We start from the raw sequence: 22,213 nt of genomic DNA, 5'->3' as shown, positions 1-22,213 counted from the left end.
CATCGGGCGGGTGATCGGGGTTGCTGCGCTGCTAGGACTGGCGCAATCGGCAACGGCACTGGACCTGCGCGAGTCGTGGAATCTGATGCAGTTTCAGGGCCCGACCTTCCTGTCTGCCGGTCACGAAAGGGATGCCGCCCAGGAAAACCGCGCCATCGGCAAATCCGGCCTGCTGCCGAAAATCGGCATCACCGCGTTCGACAACCACATCAACGGCACGCAAAAACAGCCGGACTTTTACGGCAACAGCCACACCAACGATCTGAACTACGCCTCGCGCGGTGCCACCCTGCAACTGCGCCAGCCACTGTTCAACAAACAGAAAATGGCCGAGTACCGCCAGGGCCAGTATCAGGCCGACTATGGCAACGCGGTGTTCGACAGCAAGGCACAGGATTCGGCGGTGCGCCTGGCCGGGCGTTACTTCGACGTGCTGCTGGCCCATGAAACCGCCAAACTGGCCAATGCCAAACTCAGCGCACTGAATGAGCAAGTGGCCTCGACTCAGCGCCGACGGCAGTTGGGGGACGGCACCGTGACCGATGTCGATGACGCGGTGGCCAGACGTGATCTCGCTCAGGCCGAACTGATCGAGGCCGAGGACAGCCTGGTCGTCGCCAGGCGCCAGTTGCAAGAGTACGTCGGTGAAGCACCCGACCAGATCGCCACATTGCAGGAGACCTTCCCCACCCCGCCGCTGCAGCCGGACAACCTGCAGGCGTGGATCATCCGCGCCGGCACCGACAACCCGTCGATCCGCGCCCGGCGCTTGAACGTCAACACCGCCGATGAAGAAGTGGCCAAAGCCAAGGCCGGTCACTGGCCAACCCTCGATCTGGTGCTGGGCTACACCGCCGCCGACAGCGAAACCCTGTCCACCCAGAATCAGCGCAACCGCTACACCTCGGCCGGAGTAGAGCTCAACATTCCGCTGTACAGCGGCGGATACGTCACTGCCCGGGCCCGGCAAAGCGTCGCCACGCGAGACCAGGCGCAAGAGGATTTGAATGCAACACGCGAAGAAATCATCTCCGGCACAACTCGGGAATTTCGCGGTGTGCAAAGCGGTGAAGCGCGCATTCATGCATTGGAAAAAGCCGTCAGCTCCAGCGAGCGCTCGCTGCTGTCGTCAAAGAAAGGCTTCCTGGCAGGCAGCAGCACCAACATCGACATTCTCAACGCCCAGGAACAGATTTTCACCGCTCGTCGCGACCTGTTCGAAGCCAAGTTGCGCTACCTGCTGGCCAAGCTGCGTCTGGCGGCTGACGTCGGCGCATTGGGCGACGACGACATCGAAAGCGCCAACGCCTACCTGGGGCCTCGGCTGTCGTTCTGAACAACCCACGCCAGCCCCCGCCGCCCTCTGTTTTCGGCTGGCCGACGATTAGGCGTGGCACCACTGTTTGAGCCAACACCCCGGCTATTGACTGCGTGGTCGAAACGGTACGCCGTGACGAAAAGGGGTCAATCACTCCCCCGCACGTACCACACCGCGCTCCTCCAACAAGCGTACAAACATACTCAAACTGCGCGACACGGTGCCCCGTCGCCACACCAGCCAAGTGGTCAGGTAGCGAAAATCCGAGGCCAGCGGCCAGACACTGACCGTCGCGCTACCGGGCATGCTTTGCAGCATTTTGCGCGGCATCAGGGCCAGGCCGGCGCCGGCGCTGACGCACGCGAGCATGCCGTGATAGGACTCCATCTCGAAGATCTTGCCGGGCACGGCAGCGTCGGTGCTGAACCATTTTTCGAAGTGATGGCGATAGGAACAGTTGGATCGGAAGGCATAGATGTTCTCGCCATTCACATCCGCTGCGCGTTCGACCGGGGGGTGATTGAGCGGCGCAATGATGACCATTTCTTCCTCGAACGCGGGCACACCTTCCAGCGCGGGATGCAGCACAGGGCCGTCGACAAAAGCGGCGGCGAGTCGACCGGACAGCACGCCTTCAATCATCGTCCCGGACGGGCCGGTGGACAGGTCCAGGTCGACTTTCGGATGAAGCTGGTTGTAGGCCGCGAGCAGTTCGGGGATCCGTACGGCGGCGGTGCTTTCCAGTGAGCCCAAGGGGAAAGCGCCCTGCGGTTCCTCACCGGCGACGGTGGCCCGTGCCTCTTGAACCAAATCAAGAATGCGCCGCGCATATTCGAGAAAACTCCACCCGGCCGGTGACAGGCGCAAGCGGCTCTTCTCACGGATAAACAGATCAACGCCCAGATCCTGCTCAAGCTGCTTGATCCGCGTGGTCAGGTTCGACGGCACGCGATGAATCTGCGCAGCGGCGGCGCTGATGCTGCCGTGTTCGGCAACGGCTTTGAAGATTTCCAGCTGCACCAGATCCACAGTCATTCTCCAATCGTGAAAGAAACGATCTTTATTATTCAGTTTCCAGAAAACAAACACCACCCTACTCTAGGCCCATCCACTGAACACGCAGGACAACGCCATGAGCCAGATTTCCAGCCAGACCCACGCTATCTCGATCAACCCCGCCACCGGCGAGCAGATCGGCCATTACGCCTTTGAGTCCGCAGAAGCACTCGACGCCGCACTGACCCGCGCCGCTTACGGCTTCGGCAAGTGGAAACGCAAGCCACTGCAAGATCGCTCTCGCGCCCTGACCGCCCTGGCCGCTGCGCTGCGTGAAGGCGCCGAAGCCATGGCGACCATGATCACCCTGGAAATGGGCAAGCCTATCGCCCAGGCCCGCGGTGAAATTGAAAAATGCGCCAAGCTCTGCGAGTGGTACGCCGAACACGGCCCGGCCATGCTCGACGCTGAACCGACCCAGGTAGAAGGCGGCAAAGCGCGTATCGTATATCGCCCGCTCGGCCCGATCCTGGCGGTGATGCCATGGAACTTCCCGATCTGGCAAGTGCTGCGCGGCGCGGTACCGGCGCTGATCGCCGGCAACACTTATGTGCTCAAACATGCGCCGAACGTGATGGGCAGCGCCTATCTGTTGCGCGACGCTTTCACCCGTGCCGGATTTGCCGACGGCGTGTTTGAAGTGATCAACGTCACCCCCGAAGGCGTTTCCACCGCCATCGCCGACCCACGCATTGCCGCCGTCACCCTGACCGGCAGCGTCCGCGCCGGCATGGCCATCGGTGCTCAGGCCGGGGCCGCGTTGAAAAAATGCGTACTGGAACTGGGCGGCTCCGACCCATTCATCGTGCTCAACGATGCGGATCTGGACGAAGCCGTACAAGCCGCCGTCATCGGTCGCTACCAGAACTCCGGCCAGGTCTGCGCCGCCGCCAAACGGCTGATCATCGAAGAAGGCGTCGTTGAAGAATTCACCCGCAAATTCGTCGAAGCCACACGCACGTTGAAGGTGGGCGATCCGTTGGCGGCTGACACGTACATCGGCCCGATGGCGCGTTTCGATCTGCGCGACGAACTGGATCAACAAGTACGCGACACTCTCGAAGAAGGCGCGACGTTGCTGCTGGGCGGCGGCAAGTCTGAGGGTGTGGGCAACTATTACCAGCCCACCGTGCTGGCGGATGTCACCGACCGCATGACCTCGTTCAAACAGGAACTGTTCGGCCCGGTCGCCTCGATCATCACCGCCCGCGATTGTGCCCACGCCGTCGCTTTGGCGAACGACAGCGAGTTCGGCCTGACCGCTACGATCTACACCGCCAACGTGCAACTGGCCCAGCAACTGACCAGCGAACTGGACACCGGCGGCGTGTTCATCAACGGTTACTCCGCCAGTGATCCACGCGTGACCTTCGGCGGCGTGAAGAAGAGTGGTTTCGGTCGCGAGCTGTCGCACTTCGGCGTGCGCGAGTTCTGCAATGCGCAGACCGTGTGGCTGGATCGCAAATAACCCACCCCCTGCGCCGCAGCAACCTGTGGGAGCGGGTTTGCTCGCGAAGAGGCCGGTAAAGTCAGCGTAATACGTTGCTATTACGCCGACTCGCGCACCAGCAACACCCGCGTCACTCGCCGTTCCTCAACAGCCTTGACGGTCATCTGCCAGCCTTCATATTCCAGGCGATCACCAATCATCGGCAGCCGATCCAGCAAGCTCATCACCAAACCGGCAACCGTCTGATAATCCTCGGTCGGTTCGGCACCGAAACCGGTGCGCTGGCGCACGCGCGCCAGGTTCAATGCACCACTGACGATGAAGCCACCCTGCTCTTCCACCACATCTGGCCCTTCGACTTCGCTGGCATCAGGCAGCTCGCCGGCAATCGACTCGAGAATGTCGGTCATGGTCAACACCCCCACAAAATCGCCGAATTCGTTGACCACAAAGGCAATGTGGGTCGACGCGGCGCGCATCTGTTCCAGCGCATTGAGGATCGAATAGCTGTCGAGCAGGTTGATGGTCTTGCGCGCCAGGTGTTCCAGGTTCGGCTCAGTGCCGGCCAGGTACTCCTTGAGCAGTTCCTTCTTGTGCACGAAGCCCAGCGGCTCATCCACCACGCCGTCGCGGATCAGCGGCAGGCGCGAGTAGGACGAGTGCATCAACTTCGTGCGAATCGTATCGGCATCGTCGGCCAAATCAATGGTGTCAACGTCGGCGCGCACGGTCATCAGGCCACGGATCGGCCGTTCGGCCAATTGCAGCACGCCGCTGATCATCACCCGTTCACGTCGGTCGAACAGCTCGGCGCCTGGTGCGTCGCCATCGTCCAGCAGGTCAGAGATTTCCTCGCCGACCTCCTCCACCGCCAATTTACGTCCACCCAGCAAACGCAATACCGCATGCGCGGTGCGCTCACGCATCGGACGCAGCCCCTGCATCGAACGCTTGCGGCGAGCCCGTGCGATCTGGTTGAACACCTCGATCAGGATCGAGAAACCAATGGCGGCGTAGAGGTAGCCTTTCGGGATGTGGAAGCCCAGACCTTCAGCGGTCAAGGCAAAACCGATCATCATCAGAAAGCCCAGACACAGCATGATCACCGTCGGGTGTGCGTTGACGAAGCGTGTCAGCGGCTTGCTCGCAACAATCATCAGGCCGATGGAAATGATCACCGCGATCATCATTACCGCCAGCTCATCGACCATGCCCACCGCGGTAATCACCGCGTCCAGAGAGAACACCGCGTCGAGCACGACGATCTGCGCAACGATCGGCCAGAACAACGCATAAGCAGTATTCGTCGAACGTTCGCCGACATGGCCTTCAAGACGCTCGTGCAACTCCATCGTGGCTTTGAACAACAGGAACACGCCACCGAACAGCATGATCAAGTCACGGCCGGAGAAGCTCTTGTCAAACACCTCGAACAACGGCTGCGTGAGCGTGACCAGCCAGGAAATACTCGCCAGCAAGCCCAGGCGCATGATCAACGCCAACGACAGACCAATAATGCGTGCACGATCACGCTGATGCGGCGGCAGTTTGTCCGCAAGGATTGCGATGAACACCAGGTTGTCGATACCCAGCACCAGTTCCAGCACGATCAAAGTCAACAAGCCTAACCAGGCCGTGGGATCCGCTAACCATTCCATAAAACGTCTCTGTCTCTCTTCAGTGAATTCAGGCTGCCGGACACGGCAAGGCGCAACGCGAAAGCTCAATGGCTGCGTTATCAACGATAGTCGGGAGTCGGAAGACTGGATACTGCGAGTGCGTCAAGACCGCGCCGTGGCGCGAGGGGAAGCTGTAACTGGGAGGTTCCGAGAGGGTGTTCATGTAAATCCTGCATGAAAAAAGGATTTGGAGCGTACAGCCTGGAGTCACTTTTCTTACAGCCTGAAATCATTTCAAAATCTGTATTTCTTGAAAAATACGTCGTTTCGAACGGCCTCAATAACAACGACTTAGCGCCCGGCAAATCGCAGGCGCGACAACTCACGCAAATCCCCTTGGACGTAATAATCGTTAGCCCAACTGTCATCCACCGCCAACGGCCGCACCTGCTTCAATGCCAGTTTCTTCGCGAAATAACGAAACCGGTAATGCTCGTAGAACCGCAGCAACTCCAACCCATAACGATCCGCCAGATCGGTATCGCCGCGAATGACCAGGTAGTTTTCGTCATTGCCGTTGCTGGCCGAGGCGCTGAGGTTATGGCTGCCGCTGATGAGGGTCGGCGTGTCAGTGGTGAAGTCAGTCAACACCACTTTGGTGTGCACCAACAGATTGCCCTTCTGGCCTTTCATGTTTTCGCGTAGCCAACCCTCCAGACCGGTGTTGAGTAACGCCGTGGCGGCGAATTCGGCGCTACGATCGGCATGGAACCCGGTGATGCGGCTGGTCGTGTTTTGCAGGCCGAAGCGCAGGATGTCGTCATGGGGTTGGCCAAGCAAGGCATTGAGGATCGCGTCAGGCAACGCGAAGGCGGTGACGAACAACACGTCCTTCTTCGCCGACTCGATGATCTCGACGAACTCGCTCAAATCCGCACCGCCCGTGCGCGGCGAGAAACCGGTGAACAGCGGCTGCGTGGCGTCCATCGGGTTGTGTTCGGTGATCCACGCACGGGTCGCGCCGACATCTGCCGGTGTCGCCCAGACTTCCTCGAAGGTTTGCAGATAGCGGGTGCTGACCGCCACCTCATCGAGCACATGCACAACATTGGCCTGACGATAAACACCGTTGGCGGTGAAATTGGTGCTGCCGCACAGCACTGCCTGCGGCTGGCGTTGACCCGCGGCATCGACACGGCTGAGGACGATGAATTTGTTGTGAAAGATATTGTGGGTGACCCGCCCACGTTTACTCGTCGCCGGCAGCTTCGCAAGACTCGCCTCGTTGAGAGTGGTGTCGTCGTCATCGGGGCGGGCGTGATACAGCACTCGCACCCGCACGCCCCGTTCGAACGCAGCGTTCACGGCATCGACGATGGCTTGCAGTTGGTATTCATAAATCGCGATGTCCAGCGCCCACTCACCATCGGTGGCGCGCGCGATAAACCCCAGCAAGCGCCCGAGCAAGCCGTTTTCCAGCCATTGCCGTGCCGCATCGGGCCAGGCTTCGATGGGCATGTTCTTGTTAGCGCTAAGTTGCGCATCGAGATCGGGAAACTTGCGCTGGAAGGCCTGACTGGCGGCCACCGCGCGGTTGAAAATCACACGCTGGTTGGCCGGATGACCGTCGTCTGAAGTAATGGTCAACTCCAGCGACTCGCCCAGTTGCGGCGCATCCGGCGTGCCATAAGCCAGGTGAACGCGATAGTGAATCGTCATCCCCGGATTGACCGCGTAATCGGCCCAGCGAAATTTTTGCAGCGGCGCCTTATCGCTGGGGGTGGCGTGAAACTGCGCAAACGTGTGGGCTTTGCCGGGGAAGGTCAGGCTGTTGAAGAGAAACAGCCAAGGCTTGTCGCCCTGCTGCTTTTCGATGGCAAACCCGAGCAGGCCTTGGCGACGTGGCTCGGCGAGGTCCATTGCCAGCAGCACGCCGTTGGTGCCGGCGTAAGCCTTGACACGAAAATCGTCCTCAGGGTTGGTGACCAGAATTCGCATCGCTCACTCCTTGTGATTGGGCTGGGTTGGAGCATAGAGCAGTGGTTCGAATTATGTCGGCAGATCTGAAGCCGAGTGGATACCATCGCGGGCAAGCCCGGCTCCCACCGGTCCCGCGGCGGTCACAAAACCTGTGGGAGCGGGATTGCCCGCGACATGGCCTTGTCAGCCGCTGCAGGTTTCAGAGGTCATCGATATGCCGATACTCCGCCCCCAGCGTCCCTGCCAGATCCTTCGCCCGGCCCAAACGGATCGGTCCGCGCTCGATATCAATCAACAGCCCCGGGCACCCGAGCGCCGACAACCCCGACCACGCCTTCAAACGCCCATCCGTCACCACCAGCAAACGCTGTTGCTCGACAGGAAAGCGCTTGCGCCGCACTGTCAGCCACTGCTGCGCCTGCGTCAACGCCGCGAGCAACGGCGTCCCGCCCCCCGCGCCCAACCCATCCAGCCAGACACGCAAACCGCTTGAGGCCTTCAACCCTTGTACCTGCCATTTGGGCACCGCACCACTGGCGGTCAGCAACGCCAGCCGCGCACGCTGGCGATAGGCGTCGTCGAACAGTTGCGCGAGCAGGCCCTTGGCATCGCTCAGTGCGTTATGACGGCGGGTCGAGGCCGAGGCATCGACGATCACCAGCCACAATTCCTGGGGTGAACGGGTGCGCAGTTGAAACAGCAGATCTTCACGTTTTTGCGGACGACCATTGAGCAACGTGCCCGGCCAGTTGACCGAGCCACTGCGAGCCGCATGACATTTACCCTGGCGTCCGTTGTCGAGTTGTCCGGCGCGGGGTCTGGCATTCGCCCCCGCGTCGGATCGGGGGCGAATGCCTACATCTTTTTTGGCCAGTTCGGCACTTCGCGACGGCTGCCGGTGGCGAGCGCTGGTGCCGGCATGTCGCCCCACTGGCCCTGCCCTTCGTCCGGGTTGGCCTGCGCGTTTGACGGCGATTGCGCGGCTTGTTGCTGAGAACTCGACGGGGCATGTTCACGACGACGGTGGCGCAAGGCAAATTCCGCCACCGCATCGATGTCCTCCTCGGCGATGGCCGTGGCGCCGCGCCATGCGGCATGGGCCCGGGCCGCGCGCAACCACACGAGGTCGGCACGCAGACCATCGACGCCAGCGACAAAGCAGCGCTCGGTGATTTGCGCCAGTGCCGCATCATCCAGAGGAATGCCGGCCAAGGTGCTGCGGGCGGTTTCACAGCGCTCGCGAAGGGCTTGCTGCGCGGTTTCCCACAGAGCGCAGAACGCGTGTGGGTCGCTGTCGAAATCCAGTCGCCGACGGATGATCTGACCGCGCTCGGTCGGTGCGGTGTGGCCGCTAAGGGCAACGTTCAAGCCGAAGCGGTCGAGCAGTTGCGGGCGCAACTCACCCTCCTCCGGGTTCATGGTGCCAATCAGGACGAACTTCGCCGAATGCCGATGGGAGATGCCGTCGCGCTCGATCAGGTTGGTGCCGCTGGCCGCGACGTCGAGCAGCAGATCCACCAAATGATCGGGCAAAAGGTTCACTTCATCGACGTACAGCACGCCGCCGTCAGCCTTGGCCAGCACCCCGGGGGAAAACTGAGCCCGGCCATCGCTCAGGGCCGCGTCGAGATCGAGAGTACCGACCAGACGTTCTTCGGTGGCGCCCAGCGGAAGCGTGATGAACTGGCCGCTGGCGAGCAGATCCGCAAGGCCACGGGCCAGGGTGGACTTGGCCATGCCGCGTGGGCCTTCGATCAGCACACCACCGATTTTCGGGTCGATGGCGGTGAGGCTCAGGGCGAGTTTCAAATCATCGGCGCCGACCACGGCGGAGAGTGGGAAATGCGGGGTGTCGGTCATTATCAGTACTCGGTCATGGTCGGTGAAATGCTTCCACATTTGAAATGAGCTGCATCAGGTGTCTTCTTCTATGTCCAGCAGCAGATTTTCGAGAGCCTCTTTATAGGCGCCCGGCGCCTGCCACATCCCCCGCTGTTGCGCTTCGAGCATGCGCTCGGTCATGTCGCGCAGTGCGTGGGGATTATGCTCGCGAACAAAATCCCGGGTGGCCGGATCAAGCAGATAAGCATCGGCCAGCAATGCGTATTGATGATCGTCGATCAATTGCGTCGTCGCGTCGAAGGCAAACAGGTTATCCACGGTCGCCGCCATTTCAAACGCGCCTTTATAGCCGTGGCGTTTGACCCCGTCGATCCATTTCGGGTTCGCTGCCCGCGAGCGGATCACCCGGTTGAGCTCCTCCTTCAAGGTGCGGATCTTCGGCAGATCCGGCTGACTATGATCGCCGTGATAACTCGCCGCTGCTTCGCCGCGCAGGCTTTCCACGGCAGCGAGCATGCCGCCCTGGAACTGGTAATAATCGTTGGAATCGAGCAAGTCGTGCTCGCGGTTGTCCTGGTTCTGCAATACCGCTTGCACCTGACTCAAACGCTGAACGAATTGTTCGCGAGCTGCGGTGCCTTCGTCGGAGCCACCGTAGGCATAAGCCCCCCAGTTCACATAAACCTCGGCCAGATCCTCGCGGGTCTGCCACAGACGACCGTCGATGGCGCCCTGCACGCCTGCGCCGTAAGCGCCGGGCTTGGCCCCGAAAATTCGCCAACCGGCCTGGCGCCGTGCAGCGTCTTCATCGAGGCCCGATTGCAACAGGGCTTCGCGTTCGGCGCGCACTTTGGCCGCCAAAGGATTGAGATCGTCCGGTTCATCCAGCGCGGCCACCGCTTGCACCGCCGCGTCGAACAAGCGGATCAGGTTCGCAAACGCGTCGCGGAAAAACCCGGACACCCGCAGCGTCACGTCAACCCGAGGGCGATCCAGCAGACTCAGCGGCAGGATCTCGAAATCATCGACCCGCTGACTGCCCGTGGCCCACACCGGCCGCACCCCCATCAGCGCCATGGCCTGGGCGATGTCGTCGCCACCGGTACGCATGGTCGCGGTGCCCCACACCGACAGGCCGAGCTGACGCAGGTGGTCACCGTGATCCTGCAAATGTCGTTCGAGAACCAGTGTCGCGGACTGGAACCCGATGCGCCACGCGGTGGTGGTCGGCAGGTTGCGCACATCGACCGAGTAGAAGTTGCGCCCGGTCGGCAGCACGTCGAGCCGGCCTCGACTTGGCGCGCCGCTCGGGCCGGCGGGGACGAAGCGCCCGCTCAAGGCATCGAGCAGGCCGCGCATTTCCGCCGGGCCGCAGGCGTCCAGGCGCGGGGCGACCACTTCGTGCAGCGCCTGGATAATCGCATTCACGTCAGACCCACCCGGTCCCTTTGGGAGCGAGCTTGCTCGCCAAAGCGGTGTGTCAGTGCAAGCAGTGTTGGCCGACACGACGCCTTCGCGAGCAAGCCCGCTCCCACAGGCGATTTGCAGTGTTTGGGAGATCAGTTCTGTGGCCAACAGTTCGAGGCGTTCGCGGGTATCGCCGGCGGTGCGCCAGACGTCATTGCTGACCTGTTGCAGTTGCTCTGGACGCGGGCCAACCCACGGATCGGCCAATGCACAGTCCAACGGATCAAAACCCAGTTCAAATGCCTTGGCCAACGCCCGCAGCAGGCTCGACTGCGCACCTTTGCCGTCACCGCGTGGAATGCGCAGCAGCGCCAACAACGTATCGATGCGCAAACGCCCGGTTGGCGACTCGCCGAAGATGTGCAGGCCATCGCGGATCTGCGATTCCTTCAGATCGCACAAATAAGTGTCCAGACGCGGCAGCCAGATTGCCGCGTCGGCATCACTGTCCAGCGCCGTGTCCAGTTGCAGTTCGCGATCGATTTGCGTGTCGCGCACCAATTGCAGAATGTCGCGCTGCAACTCACGGGCACGACGCGGATCGAGCAGTTGCGCCTCGTAATATTCGTCCGCCAACAGCTCCAGATTACGCAGCGGGCCATAGGTTTCGGCGCGGGTCAGCGGTGGCATCAGATGATCGATGATCACCGCTTGTGTACGCCGTTTGGCTTGAGCGCCCTCGCCCGGGTCATTGACGATAAACGGATAGATATTCGGCAGTGGCCCGAGCAACGCGTCCGGCCAGCAATTCTCCGAGAGCCCGACGCCTTTGCCCGGCAACCATTCGAGGTTGCCGTGCTTGCCGACGTGAATCACGCCGTGGGCGCTGTACGTGTTGCGCAGCCAGAAATAGAAGGCCAGATAACCGTGTGGCGGCACCAGATCCGGGTCGTGGTACACCGCACTCGGATCAACCTGATACCCCCGCGCCGGCTGGATGCCGATGAAGGTCAAGCCAAAGCGCAGGCCGGCGATCATCATTCGCCCGTCACGACACATCGGGTCTTTTTGCGGCGCCCCCCAACGCTCAACCACCGCGGCACGATTGGCTTCGGGCAGCGCGTTGAACATTGTCATGTAATCGTCCATCGCCAGACTTTGCAGGCATGGACGCTGGTCAATCGTGTCGAGGTCATTGCTGACTCCACCGAGCAACTGCTGGATCAACTCAGTGCCGCTGTCCGGCAGCTCGGCGGTTATCGGATAACCCTCAGCCTGCAACGCTCGAAGAATATTCAGCGCGGCTGCCGGCGTGTCGAGGCCAACGCCGTTACCGATACGCCCGTCGCGGGTCGGGTAGTTGGCGAGGATCAGCGCAATGCGTTTCTCGGCATTCGGCACCCGCGCGAGATCAATCCAGCGGCGCGCCAGTTCGGCGACAAAATCCATGCGCTCGGGTTGCGCCCGGTAGCAGACCACATCGGATTGGCTACGCTCGCTGCGCCAGGCCAGATCCTTGAAACTGATCGGGCGGCTGATGATGCGTCCGTCGAGTTCCGGCAACGCAATGTGCATTGCCAGGTCCCGTGGCCCGAGGCCTTGCTCGCTGTCGCGCCAGCCTGGTTCGTTGTCCTGGGCACAGATCGCCTGGATCACCGGGATGTTGCGGCGAAACGGCCGCAGATGCGGCGCTTCCGGGCTCGACTGAGCGAAACCGGTGGTGTTGAGAATCACCCCTGCCTCAACTTCATCCAGCCAATCCTCGACCATCGACAGGCAGCCGGGTTCTTTCAGACTGGCCACCGCTATAGGCAGCGGATTGAGTCCAGCTGCCTGCAAGCGCTGACAGAAAACATCGATGAACGCGGTGTTCGCCGCTTGCAAATGCGAGCGGTAAAACAGCACCGCCGCAACCGGTTGATCGGCCAGCCAATCAGCTTGTTGCCAGTCACTCAGTGCGGCGGCGTTTTTATGCGGATGGTAAATCGCTGTGCGCGGCAGGGGTTGCGGCTCGGCCCAGGCGTAATCGCGTGCGAGCCAGCGGTTGGCCAGACAATGAAAGAAATCCAGCGCATTGCCCATGCCGCCCTGTCGCAAGAACTGCCAGAGCCGGTCGCGGTCGACCGCGCCGACGGTGCTCAGCTCACTGAGTTCCGGGTCGGGGCGATCGCAGCCCGGCACCATAATCACCTGCACACCACGCTCGGCCAGCTCGACCAGACGCTCGACACCGTAGCGCCAATAGGCAATGCCACCGTGCAGCGAGATCAGAATCACCTTGGCATGGCGCAACACTTCATCGACATACAGATCGACCGAGGCGTGATTCTGCACCTGCATCGGGTTGGCCAGGCGCAGGCTCGGATAATCCTCGGGCAATTGCTGCGCCGCTTCGGCGAGCAACGCCAGGCTGGAGTCGCCGCTGCACAGGATCACCAGTTCGGCGGGGGTTTGCCCAAGGTCGGCAATGTTGTCATCCGACACGAAACCGCCGGGCTGGGTCCTGAGCAGGTGCATGGCTTAAACGCTGAGTGCGGCGCGAAGTTGCGCTTCGAGTTGAGTGGCGTCGAGTTCCTGACCGATCAGTACCAGACGGGTGACGCGCGCTTCATCGGCGCCCCACTGCCGGTCGAAATGCTTGTCGAAACGCGTGCCCACGCCTTGAATCAGCAAACGCATCGGTTTGTTCGGTATCGCCGCGAAACCCTTGACGCGCAGGATACCGTGCTGGACCACCAGTTGCGTCAGCGCATCGAGCAGCAGGCTTTCGTCGGCTTGCGGCAGTTCGATGGAGATCGAATCGAAGGCGTCGTGATCGTGGTCATCGTGGTCGTCATCACCGTCGTGGTGATGATCGTGATGGCTGTGGCGGCTGTCGATGTGCTCTTCAGAGCCTGCCCCCAGACCGATCAGCACGTCCAACGGCACGCGACCGTTGCTGGCCTCGATGATCTTCACCGCTGGCGGCAGCTCTTCGGCGACTTCGAGGCGCACCCGGGCCAGATCTTCAGGGCTGGTCTGGTCGGCCTTGTTGAGGATCACCAGATCGGCGCTGGCCAGTTGGTCGGCGAACAGTTCGTGCAAGGGCGACTCGTGATCCAGGTTCGGATCGAGTTTGCGCTGGGCATCGACCTGATCCGGGAACGCAGCAAAAGTGCCAGCGGCCACGGCCGGGCTGTCGACCACGGTGATCACCGCATCAACGGTGCAGGCGCTGCGGATTTCCGGCCACTGAAAGGCTTGTACCAGCGGTTTTGGCAGGGCCAGGCCCGAAGTTTCGATGAGAATGTGGTCGAGGTCGCCGCGGCGGGCCACCAGTTCGCGCATCACCGGGAAAAACTCTTCCTGCACCGTGCAGCACAGGCAACCGTTGGCCAGTTCATAAACGCGGCCGGTGGCTTCTTCTTCGGTGCAGCCGATGGTGCACTGTTTGAGGATTTCACCGTCGATGCCCAACTCACCGAATTCATTGACGATCACCGCGATGCGACGGCCCTGTGCGTTGTCGAGCATGTGTCGCAACAACGTGGTTTTGCCCGAACCGAGGAAGCCGGTGACGATGGTGACGGGGAGTTTGGCCAGTGTTTTCATCGATATGCCCTTTGGCAAGGTGGCGGGCATACGGGACGAGAACCGGCAACGCGCGTGCGCGCCGGAAGCGTTCGCCACCGGATCACCCCGCCCGGTTGTAGTGAGAAACTGTGACGAGGCAGGTCTCCTGGCTGACGGCGTTCAGGCGCTGGGCCTGGCATTCACTGCGCCTTCCCGCTGGCGCCTTGTGCAAGGGCTGGCAGTGGCGTGGCAGTGAACTTCACCGTTCACAGTTGCGGGGGCAGCCGCGGCATTGACCGCGTTCCCTTCTTAGCTTCGGCCAGTGCCGAAGAACCTCGAAAGCACAAGGCTACGCATGGCTTGCTGATGGGTCAATGTTTGGATTGGGATTGGGTTTGAGGGCATATCCAACCCATCCAATTGACTCAAATCCCCCACCCATGCTCTCCTACACAACTTGTTACGGGTGCCCTTCACAGGGTGAAACGGGAAACCGGTGAATCATGTGCTTTACTCAAGCCCATGTCAGTCCGGTGCTGCCCCCGCAACGGTAAGCGAGCGAAGCATCAGATCCACTGTGCCGATACGGCATGGGAAGGAGATGCTTGCAGGTCGGGCCCAGCGCCAACCCCTCGTGAGCCCGGAGACCGGCCCGCAACACACAGCACGCATACCTTTTGTGTCGCTGAACATAACAAACCCGCGGTGGGCGGGCGCTGTTCGGACCCCTGCGTACTCGCACGCCGGGGCTTCATGCGCTCGACTGCCCCGCTGACATTCCAGAGGGAAGCGCCATGTCGATCATCAGCAGCACCGGCAGCAACACGGACAAAATCTCCAGCACCACCACCCTGAGCCAACGCCTGACCGCCGCTGTTTTCGCGTCGATTGTGGGTGCGGGCCTCGTCTACTTCGCTGGCTTCTCGCACATCGAAGCCGTGCACAACGCCGCCCACGATACCCGCCACAGCGCCGCGTTCCCGTGCCACTGAGGCCTGCCGACATGATCAAGCGAATTGCACAAACGGCAGGTTTCAGCGGTCTGCTGGCCGCCCTGCTTCTCACTCTGCTGCAAAGCTTCTGGGTTTCGCCGCTGATTCTGCAGGCAGAAACCTTCGAGAAATCCGAACCGGTGGCACAAGTCCACGAACACGCCGCCGGCTCTGTTGCGCACACCCACGATAGCGAAGCCTGGGAGCCGGAAGATGGCTGGCAGCGCGTGGTCTCGACCACCGGCGGCAATCTGGTGGTCGCCGTGGGATTCGCCCTGATGCTCGCGGGGCTCTACACCCTGCGTGCGCCGACCAAAACCTCGCAAGGTCTGCTTTGGGGACTGGCCGGTTACGCAACGTTCGTACTCGCCCCCACCCTTGGCCTACCGCCTGAGCTGCCGGGCACCGCTGCCGCAGATCTGGCCTCACGGCAGACGTGGTGGATCGGCACTGCCGCCTCTACTGCGGTCGGCCTCGCCCTGATAGCGTTCAGCCGTCACTGGCTGATGAAGATCCTCGGTGTGGCGATCCTTGCGGTGCCACATGTGATCGGCGCGCCACAACCACAAGTGCATTCGATGCTGGCCCCTGAAGCATTGGAAGCTCAGTTCAAAATCGCTTCGCATCTGACCAACGTGGCGTTCTGGCTGGCCCTTGGCCTGATCAGTGCGTGGTTGTTCCGCCGCAAAAGCGATGGCCAATACCACGCATGACCCGAGACAGTGCAGCGCCGACCTTAGTGGTCGGCCTGGGCTGCCAGCGCGGCTGCCCTGCCAGCACGCTGCGCGCGTTACTCGATCAGGCCTTGCAAGCGCATCGCATCGAGCTTGGAGCGGTCAAAGCCTTGGCCAGTATCGATTTGAAACGCGATGAACCCGGGCTGCAGGAACTTGCTGCACAATTGGCCTTGCCATTGCGCTACTTCAGCCGCGAAGAATTGGCCAATTACCAGCAACGGCTCAGTCACCATTCACAGATCGCCTACGAACGCACCGGTTGCTATGGAGTGGCAGAGAGCGCGGCTTTGGCGCTGGCTGAACAGTTGATTCAGGCACCGGCAAAACTGCTGATATCCCGGCAGAAATACGCTCAGGCAACATTGGCATTGGCTGGCGCTGCGTAAAATCCCGATAATCCTCGTCTTTGATCATGAGCAATCTTCATCTGAAGCATTGCCCCGCCGCGCTTTTCACAGGATTCCTACATGACCGTCTACTTCATCGGTGCCGGCCCCGGCGACCCGGAACTGATCACCGTCAAAGGCCAACGGCTGATCCGCAATTGCCCGGTGATCATCTATGCAGGTTCGTTGGTACCGGCAGCGGTGCTGGAAGGTCATCAGGCGCAGACGCTGGTCAACAGCGCTGAATTGCATCTGGAGCAGATCATCGAGCTGATCAAAACCGCGCACGCCAAGGGCCAGGATGTCGCACGCGTGCATTCGGGAGATCCGAGCCTGTATGGCGCCATTGGCGAGCAGATTCGTTATTTGCGCGAGCTGGATATTCCCTTCGAGATCATCCCCGGCGTGACGGCCACCGCAGCATGCGCCGCGTTGTTAGGCGCAGAACTGACCCTGCCTGACGTGTCGCAAAGCGTCATACTGACCCGTTATGCCGACAAGACTGCCATGCCCGCAGGCGAAGAACTTGGAAGCCTGGCGCAACATGGCGCGACCATGGCGATCCATCTGGGGGTCAATCATCTGGAGAAAATCCTTGCTGAACTGTTGCCGCATTACGGCGAAGACTGCCCGATCGCGGTAATTCACCGGGCGACATGGCCGGATCAGGACTGGGTGGTGGGAACGCTGGGGGATATTGCCCAGAAGGTCGCCGCCAAAGGGTTTCGGCGCACGGCGTTGATTCTGGTTGGGCGGGTGCTGGGCAGTGAGGTATTCAGTGAGTCCTCGCTGTATCGCGCCGGGCATGCGCACTTGTATCGCCCCTGAAGACATTCTTGAACATCACGCATAAAAAACGGCGCTCACGGGGCGCCGTTTCTCATGCTCGCAGCGAACACCTTAGTAATAGGCGTTTTCTTTCTGCGTATGGTCGGTCACGTCACGAACGCCTTTGAGCTCTGGAATGCGCTCGAGCAAGGTGCGCTCAATGCCTTCCTTCAGGGTGACGTCCGCTTGACCGCAACCCTGACAACCACCACCGAACTGCAGCACGGCGATGCCGTCTTCGACTACATCGATCAGGCTGACCTGACCGCCGTGGCTGGCCAGCCCCGGGTTGATCTCGGTTTGCAGGTAGTAATTGATACGTTCGTTGACCGGGCTGTCGGCGTTGACCATCGGCACTTTGGCGTTTGGCGCCTTGATGGTCAGTTGACCACCCATGCGGTCGGTGGCGTAGTCGACGACCGCGTCGTCCAGGAACGCTTCGCTGAACGAATCGATATAAGCGGTGAAGCTTTTGAGCCCCAGCGCCGTGTCTTCCGGCTTTTCTTCGCCCGGCTTGCAGTAGGCAATGCACGTTTCGGCGTACTGGGTGCCAGGCTGGGTGATGAAGACGCGGATGCCGATTCCCGGGGTGTTCTGCTTGGAGAGCAGATCGGCCAGGTAATCGTGGGCGGCGTCAGTAATGGTAATAGCGGTCATGGAAACTCCTCGCAGGCTTGGGCGCAGTTTACGCCAATCGTTGCGCCGGACAAAGTCCTAGTATTTTTGTCGGGAAAGATTCTCGACAGACTGACCTTCTGTCCGTGCCTTGAGCCAACGGTAGCCACGTTTTCCCAACCATGGGTAACTCAACCAGGAGCCGACGCCGATTACCAAAACACAGACGACAAACATCCGACAGGCATTGCGCCGCCGCTGAAGGTTGTGACAGCAGGCCCTTCTCAAAGGCCGATCAGAGATTCTCGTATCGATTCATGTCCAGCACCCCCTCTTCAACCGGATCGGTTTCGTGGAGGTACTGGCTCAAGTCGTGAAAATAGAACCAGAACTGCGGATGACTGCGGCGAATACCCCAGCGTTCGACGATTTTTTCGAAGCGGTTGGCGTCTTTGGCGTTTTCCATTGCATCGACAAACTCAGGCACTTGCTCGGCGGGAATATTGAAGATGAAGTTCGGATAACTGCTGAGCACGCCCGGGTAAAGAGTGATCGTGTCGAGGCCCGGCTGATAACGCAGCGACTCACCGAGCAAGAACGCCACGTTGCTGTGCGCGCGATTGCGCAACAGGCTATAGACCTCGCGTTTGCCACTGGCAGTTTCAATACGCAACATCGTCGCTTCCGGCAACTGGTCGATCACCTTCAACCCGGCGGCGGGGCGCGATGTCAGGCGACTGAGCGCCTGTTCGGCGTTTTGCAGCGCCGGATCGATATTCGGGCGTGAGCAATAGGCGCCCTCGCAACGGTTGATCGGGTCAGGTCGGGCGTCGAGGTCGCCATAACGCGCCAGCAACTGCATGGCGAAATCGTGTTTCGGGTCTTTCTTGTTGAGTTTCAGCGCGGTCGGCTTGTCGTCGTCGATGGACTCGTAATCCAGCCACATCTTGAACTGGCCACTGCTCTGATACCAATCGTCGAGGTAATCCTCACGGGAGTCGGCGGGCATCAGGCGCAGGAAGTTTTGCTCGGCGCCGTTACGGATCAGATCGAAATACAGGCGGGTTTGCGCCTGATGCGAAACGTTGCCGAACACATCGAAGTTGACCGCCAACTGGTAATAGGTGCGCTCCAGCAACGGATAGTCGAACAACCACATCGTCTGCGGCACCTCGCCGATCAGGCCTTTGGTGACCGAGGCGCTGTCGAAGTGGCGGAAGATGCTCAGCAACGCATTGTCGTTGCCCGCCCACAGCGTCGACCAGCTCGGCGCCGGCTGGTCGGCGTAACTGTCACGGCGCAGGGCTTCGTATTCGTTACGTTTGTTGCGGTAGTCGCGCCAGAGGCTCAGGACGCTGCCGACATCGTCGTTTTGCCCGGGCATGGCCAGCAACGGTGTGGCCTGACCACGATAGTTGGGATCGGTGATGTACAAGTCATGTTCCGGAGCCTGGAACAGCGCCCAGAAGTTGTCGCGTATAACGTCGGTCGCAATCTGCCCTCGGCACACCGGGCCACGGATAAAGGTGCGGACGAAATACTCGGCGTTATCGAGCATGAACTGATAGCGCGCCTGCGCCGGAATGGCCTCGAACGTGGCGAACGGATTGGCCCGGCTCTGCGGCCCGTAACCCGGCAAGGCGTTGACCTGCCAGTTGCCGCTGTAGAACAGGCTTTTGACCCGCGCCATTTTTGCCGCGCTCAGCGGGTAGGTAATGTGCGTTTTGTGAACGATCACGCCTTGGACCGGCCACAAGCGGTAATACACCTGAGTCCCCGGATCGTCATTCGGGCGACGAGTGGCAATCAGGTCGATGGGTTGTCCGGTTGGCGTGCGCGAACGCACCCACTGAAAGTAGTGCCCTGGCTCACCGTCCTTGAAATAGATGTGCGCCAGGAACCAGTGTTCGTACAGCCAGCGCCCGACCAGACTCTCCCGGGCTCCGGGCGTGTTGAGCAGATTTTCCCACTGGACAATCTGCATCGCTTCTTTGCTGCTGGGCGCCAGACCCTGTTCGTCAATGGGTGCGCCGGACGCCAGCCAGCGTTGCAGCGTTTGGTATTGCTGATCAGTCAGACCGGTGACCGCCAGCGGCATGCCTTCTTTCGGATGGGCACCGGCGTACGCCTCGAACTCGGCAGGCATGGTGCACATGTTTTCGCGGTTCAGGCCCAGGGCGATTTCTTCTGGCAGTCTGGCGTTCGGCGTCAACGGGGTTTTGTGCCCCAGCTCCAACATGCGGGCCATCAAAGCCGCCTGACTGCCCTGTGCATCAAGTACCGAATAGAAACCCTTTTGCTGCCAGGCGCGCTTGCCAAAAGCGTCGTAGAACAACCGGGTAGTTGGCGCCGCCTGAGTGCGCTCGCCGTCGTAGACCGGCATTTTGCTCGCGCCACGCCCGGCGCCTTCGCCGCTGCCCAGGTTGAGCTGACAAGCGGAGTCGTAGCACGCATGGCAGGCCACGCACTTCTCGGTGAAAATCGGCTGGATATCACGGGTATAAGAAAGCGCGGGATCTTGCGCCGCAGCGCCCCAGCTCAAGAACAGCAAAACGATGCTGATGACGCGGTACGACATGTCCCTGATCCCGATCCTGAAGAAAAACGCCGAGATTCTACAGTATGACGGCCGTACCAACATGAGCGATATTCATGCAAAACCGCCACATGCTCTAAAAGCGCACAGGTTTGTTATGATCCCGCTCCTTCGTAATGGTCTTTCCGAGTAGTCCAAATGTCCGATCGCAGCGTCCGCCTTCAAGCTCTCAAGCACGCCCTCAAAGAGCGCATCCTGATACTCGACGGCGGTATGGGCACGATGATCCAGAGCTACAAGCTCGAAGAGCAGGATTATCGCGGCAAACGCTTCGCGGACTGGCCGAGTGACGTCAAGGGCAACAACGACCTCTTGGTGATCACCCGTCCGGACGTCATCGGCGGCATCGAAAAGGCTTATCTGGATGCCGGCGCCGACATTCTGGAAACCAACACCTTCAACGCCACCCGCATCTCCATGGCCGACTACGGCATGGAAGAGCTGGCGTACGAACTAAACGTAGAGGGCGCGCGCCTGGCGCGCAAAGTCGCCGACGCCAAGACCCTGGAGAACCCGGACAAGCCGCGCTTCGTCGCTGGCGTGCTCGGCCCCACCAGCCGCACCTGTTCGCTGTCGCCTGACGTCAACAACCCTGGCTACCGCAACGTCACCTTTGATGAGCTGGTGGAGAACTACACCGAGGCCACCAAAGGCCTGATCGAGGGCGGCGCCGACCTGATCCTGATCGAAACCATCTTCGACACCCTCAACGCCAAAGCGGCGATCTTCGCCGTGCAAGGAGTGTTCGAAGAGTTGCACCTCGAACTGCCTATCATGATTTCCGGGACCATCACCGACGCCTCCGGGCGGACCTTGTCGGGCCAGACCACCGAAGCGTTCTGGAACTCCGTGGCCCACGCCAAGCCGATTTCGGTGGGCCTGAACTGCGCCCTTGGCGCCAGCGAATTGCGTCCGTATCTGGAAGAACTGTCGAACAAGGCCAGCACCCACGTTTCCGCGCACCCGAACGCCGGCCTGCCGAACGAATTCGGTGAGTACGACGAACTGCCGTCGCAAACCGCCAAAGTCATTGAAGAATTCGCCCAAAGCGGCTTCCTCAATATTGTCGGCGGCTGCTGCGGCACCACTCCGGGCCACATCGAAGCCATTGCCAACGCCGTGGCCGGTTACGCGCCGCGACAAATCCCGGATATTCCCAAGGCCTGCCGCCTCTCGGGCCTGGAGCCGTTCACCATCGATCGCAGCTCGTTGTTCGTCAACGTCGGCGAGCGGACCAACATCACAGGTTCGGCCAAGTTCGCCCGTCTGATCCGCGAAGACAACTACACCGAAGCCCTGGAAGTTGCCCTGCAGCAGGTCGAGGCCGGCGCGCAGGTGATCGACATCAACATGGACGAAGGGATGCTCGATTCGAAGAAGGCCATGGTGACCTTCCTCAATCTGATTGCCGGCGAGCCGGACATCTCCCGCGTACCGATCATGATCGACTCCTCGAAATGGGAAGTGATCGAAGCCGGCCTGAAATGCATTCAGGGCAAGGGCATCGTCAACTCGATCAGCATGAAAGAAGGCGTCGAGCAGTTCATCCATCACGCCAGGCTGTGCAAGCGCTACGGCGCCGCCGTGGTGGTGATGGCGTTCGACGAAGCCGGCCAGGCCGACACCGAAGCGCGCAAGAAAGAAATCTGCAAGCGCTCCTACGACATTCTGGTCAACGAAGTCGGCTTCCCGCCGGAAGACATCATCTTCGACCCGAACATCTTCGCCGCCGGAGCTCAGGGCATACGGCAGTTAGGCGCGGATGTAGGCACAGGCAATGATGAAGTCCACAGCGTAGTTGTTGGGTTCTTCGATGCCGGTGGCCACGGCGAAGA

At 60.8% G+C, this 22,213-nt stretch carries 16 protein-coding genes and 2 riboswitches; of the genes, 7 read left to right on the top strand and 9 right to left on the bottom strand.

The window, feature by feature from the left end:
* The first annotated feature begins 1 nt into the window (after position 1).
* Positions 2 to 1,336 (top strand): TolC family outer membrane protein, encoded by a 1,335-nt coding sequence (locus ACIOWA_RS18445; RefSeq protein WP_401161224.1) that lies wholly within the window; start codon positions 2 to 4, stop codon positions 1,334 to 1,336.
* A gap of 132 nt (positions 1,337 to 1,468) precedes the next feature.
* Here ACIOWA_RS18445 and ACIOWA_RS18440 read toward each other — a convergent pair whose 3' ends face one another.
* Positions 1,469 to 2,347, bottom strand: a complete 879-nt coding sequence (locus ACIOWA_RS18440) for a putrescine utilization regulator PtrR (RefSeq protein ID WP_339538984.1) — start codon at positions 2,345 to 2,347, stop codon at positions 1,469 to 1,471.
* A 103-nt stretch (positions 2,348 to 2,450) separates the two neighbouring features.
* On the opposite strand from ACIOWA_RS18440, the gene ACIOWA_RS18435 reads away from it, so the two are divergent.
* The gene (locus ACIOWA_RS18435) at positions 2,451 to 3,842 is read left to right on the top strand and encodes an aldehyde dehydrogenase family protein (RefSeq protein ID WP_401161203.1); all 1,392 of its coding nucleotides are present in this window, start codon (positions 2,451 to 2,453) and stop codon (positions 3,840 to 3,842) included.
* A gap of 80 nt (positions 3,843 to 3,922) precedes the next feature.
* Here ACIOWA_RS18435 and ACIOWA_RS18430 read toward each other — a convergent pair whose 3' ends face one another.
* The 6 genes from ACIOWA_RS18430 to cobW form a co-directional block, all read right to left on the bottom strand.
* Positions 3,923 to 5,482 carry a transporter associated domain-containing protein gene (locus tag ACIOWA_RS18430; RefSeq protein WP_401161201.1) on the bottom strand — a complete coding sequence of 520 codons (1,560 nt, stop codon included), beginning with the start codon at positions 5,480 to 5,482 and terminating at the stop codon, positions 3,923 to 3,925.
* 312 nt (positions 5,483 to 5,794) lie between these two features.
* The gene (locus ACIOWA_RS18425; protein ID WP_401161199.1) at positions 5,795 to 7,441 is read right to left on the bottom strand and encodes a phospholipase D-like domain-containing protein; all 1,647 of its coding nucleotides are present in this window, start codon (positions 7,439 to 7,441) and stop codon (positions 5,795 to 5,797) included.
* A gap of 181 nt (positions 7,442 to 7,622) precedes the next feature.
* On the bottom strand, positions 7,623 to 8,354 hold the full coding sequence (locus tag ACIOWA_RS18420; RefSeq protein ID WP_401161197.1) for a VWA domain-containing protein: 732 nt from the start codon (positions 8,352 to 8,354) through the stop codon (positions 7,623 to 7,625).
* Complete coding sequence (locus tag ACIOWA_RS18415; protein WP_401161195.1) at positions 8,279 to 9,283, bottom strand: ATP-binding protein; 1,005 nt, start codon at positions 9,281 to 9,283, stop codon at positions 8,279 to 8,281. Before ACIOWA_RS18415 ends, ACIOWA_RS18420 begins: the two co-directional genes overlap by 76 nt.
* Before the next feature lie 54 nt (positions 9,284 to 9,337).
* A complete protein-coding gene (cobN, locus tag ACIOWA_RS18410; RefSeq protein WP_401161193.1) occupies positions 9,338 to 13,189 on the bottom strand; it encodes a cobaltochelatase subunit CobN in 3,852 nt (1,283 codons plus the stop codon).
* A 3-nt stretch (positions 13,190 to 13,192) separates the two neighbouring features.
* Positions 13,193 to 14,263 (bottom strand): cobalamin biosynthesis protein CobW, encoded by a 1,071-nt coding sequence (gene cobW / locus ACIOWA_RS18405; RefSeq protein ID WP_339432930.1) that lies wholly within the window; start codon positions 14,261 to 14,263, stop codon positions 13,193 to 13,195.
* Positions 14,264 to 14,362: 99 nt separating this feature from the next.
* Positions 14,363 to 14,577, bottom strand: a riboswitch (cobalamin riboswitch).
* A gap of 94 nt (positions 14,578 to 14,671) precedes the next feature.
* Positions 14,672 to 14,895, top strand: a riboswitch (cobalamin riboswitch).
* 123 nt (positions 14,896 to 15,018) lie between these two features.
* Here cobW and ACIOWA_RS18400 point away from each other — a divergent pair.
* The 4 genes from ACIOWA_RS18400 (at position 15,019) to cobM (ending at position 17,167) form a co-directional block, all read left to right on the top strand.
* Complete coding sequence (locus ACIOWA_RS18400) at positions 15,019 to 15,216, top strand: CbtB domain-containing protein (RefSeq protein ID WP_339432929.1); 198 nt, start codon at positions 15,019 to 15,021, stop codon at positions 15,214 to 15,216.
* An 11-nt stretch (positions 15,217 to 15,227) separates the two neighbouring features.
* Positions 15,228 to 15,929 carry a CbtA family protein gene (locus ACIOWA_RS18395; protein WP_401161189.1) on the top strand — a complete coding sequence of 234 codons (702 nt, stop codon included), beginning with the start codon at positions 15,228 to 15,230 and terminating at the stop codon, positions 15,927 to 15,929.
* Positions 15,926 to 16,339 (top strand): cobalamin biosynthesis protein, encoded by a 414-nt coding sequence (locus ACIOWA_RS18390; protein WP_339432927.1) that lies wholly within the window; start codon positions 15,926 to 15,928, stop codon positions 16,337 to 16,339. Before ACIOWA_RS18395 ends, ACIOWA_RS18390 begins: the two co-directional genes overlap by 4 nt.
* 81 nt (positions 16,340 to 16,420) lie before the next feature.
* Positions 16,421 to 17,167: a precorrin-4 C(11)-methyltransferase gene (gene cobM, locus ACIOWA_RS18385; protein ID WP_339432926.1), complete on the top strand. Its 747-nt coding sequence runs from the start codon at positions 16,421 to 16,423 to the stop codon at positions 17,165 to 17,167.
* 72 nt (positions 17,168 to 17,239) lie between these two features.
* On the opposite strand, the gene nfuA is transcribed toward cobM, so the two are convergent.
* Both nfuA and ACIOWA_RS18375 read right to left on the bottom strand, forming a co-directional pair.
* Complete coding sequence (gene nfuA, locus ACIOWA_RS18380) at positions 17,240 to 17,824, bottom strand: Fe-S biogenesis protein NfuA (RefSeq protein WP_003225494.1); 585 nt, start codon at positions 17,822 to 17,824, stop codon at positions 17,240 to 17,242.
* A 253-nt stretch (positions 17,825 to 18,077) separates the two neighbouring features.
* Positions 18,078 to 20,360: a fatty acid cis/trans isomerase gene (locus tag ACIOWA_RS18375; RefSeq protein ID WP_339432925.1), complete on the bottom strand. Its 2,283-nt coding sequence runs from the start codon at positions 20,358 to 20,360 to the stop codon at positions 18,078 to 18,080.
* 156 nt (positions 20,361 to 20,516) lie between these two features.
* Between ACIOWA_RS18375 and ACIOWA_RS18370 the strand changes: the two genes are divergently transcribed.
* The coding region (locus tag ACIOWA_RS18370; protein ID WP_401161185.1) for a homocysteine S-methyltransferase family protein at positions 20,517 to 22,213 on the top strand (1,697 nt) is incomplete at its 3' end.

This window comes from Pseudomonas sp. NPDC087614, from assembly GCF_044743485.1.
In the GTDB taxonomy this organism is placed as follows: domain Bacteria; phylum Pseudomonadota; class Gammaproteobacteria; order Pseudomonadales; family Pseudomonadaceae; genus Aquipseudomonas; species Aquipseudomonas baetica_A.
This window is presented reverse-complemented; position numbering and strand designations above follow the sequence as displayed.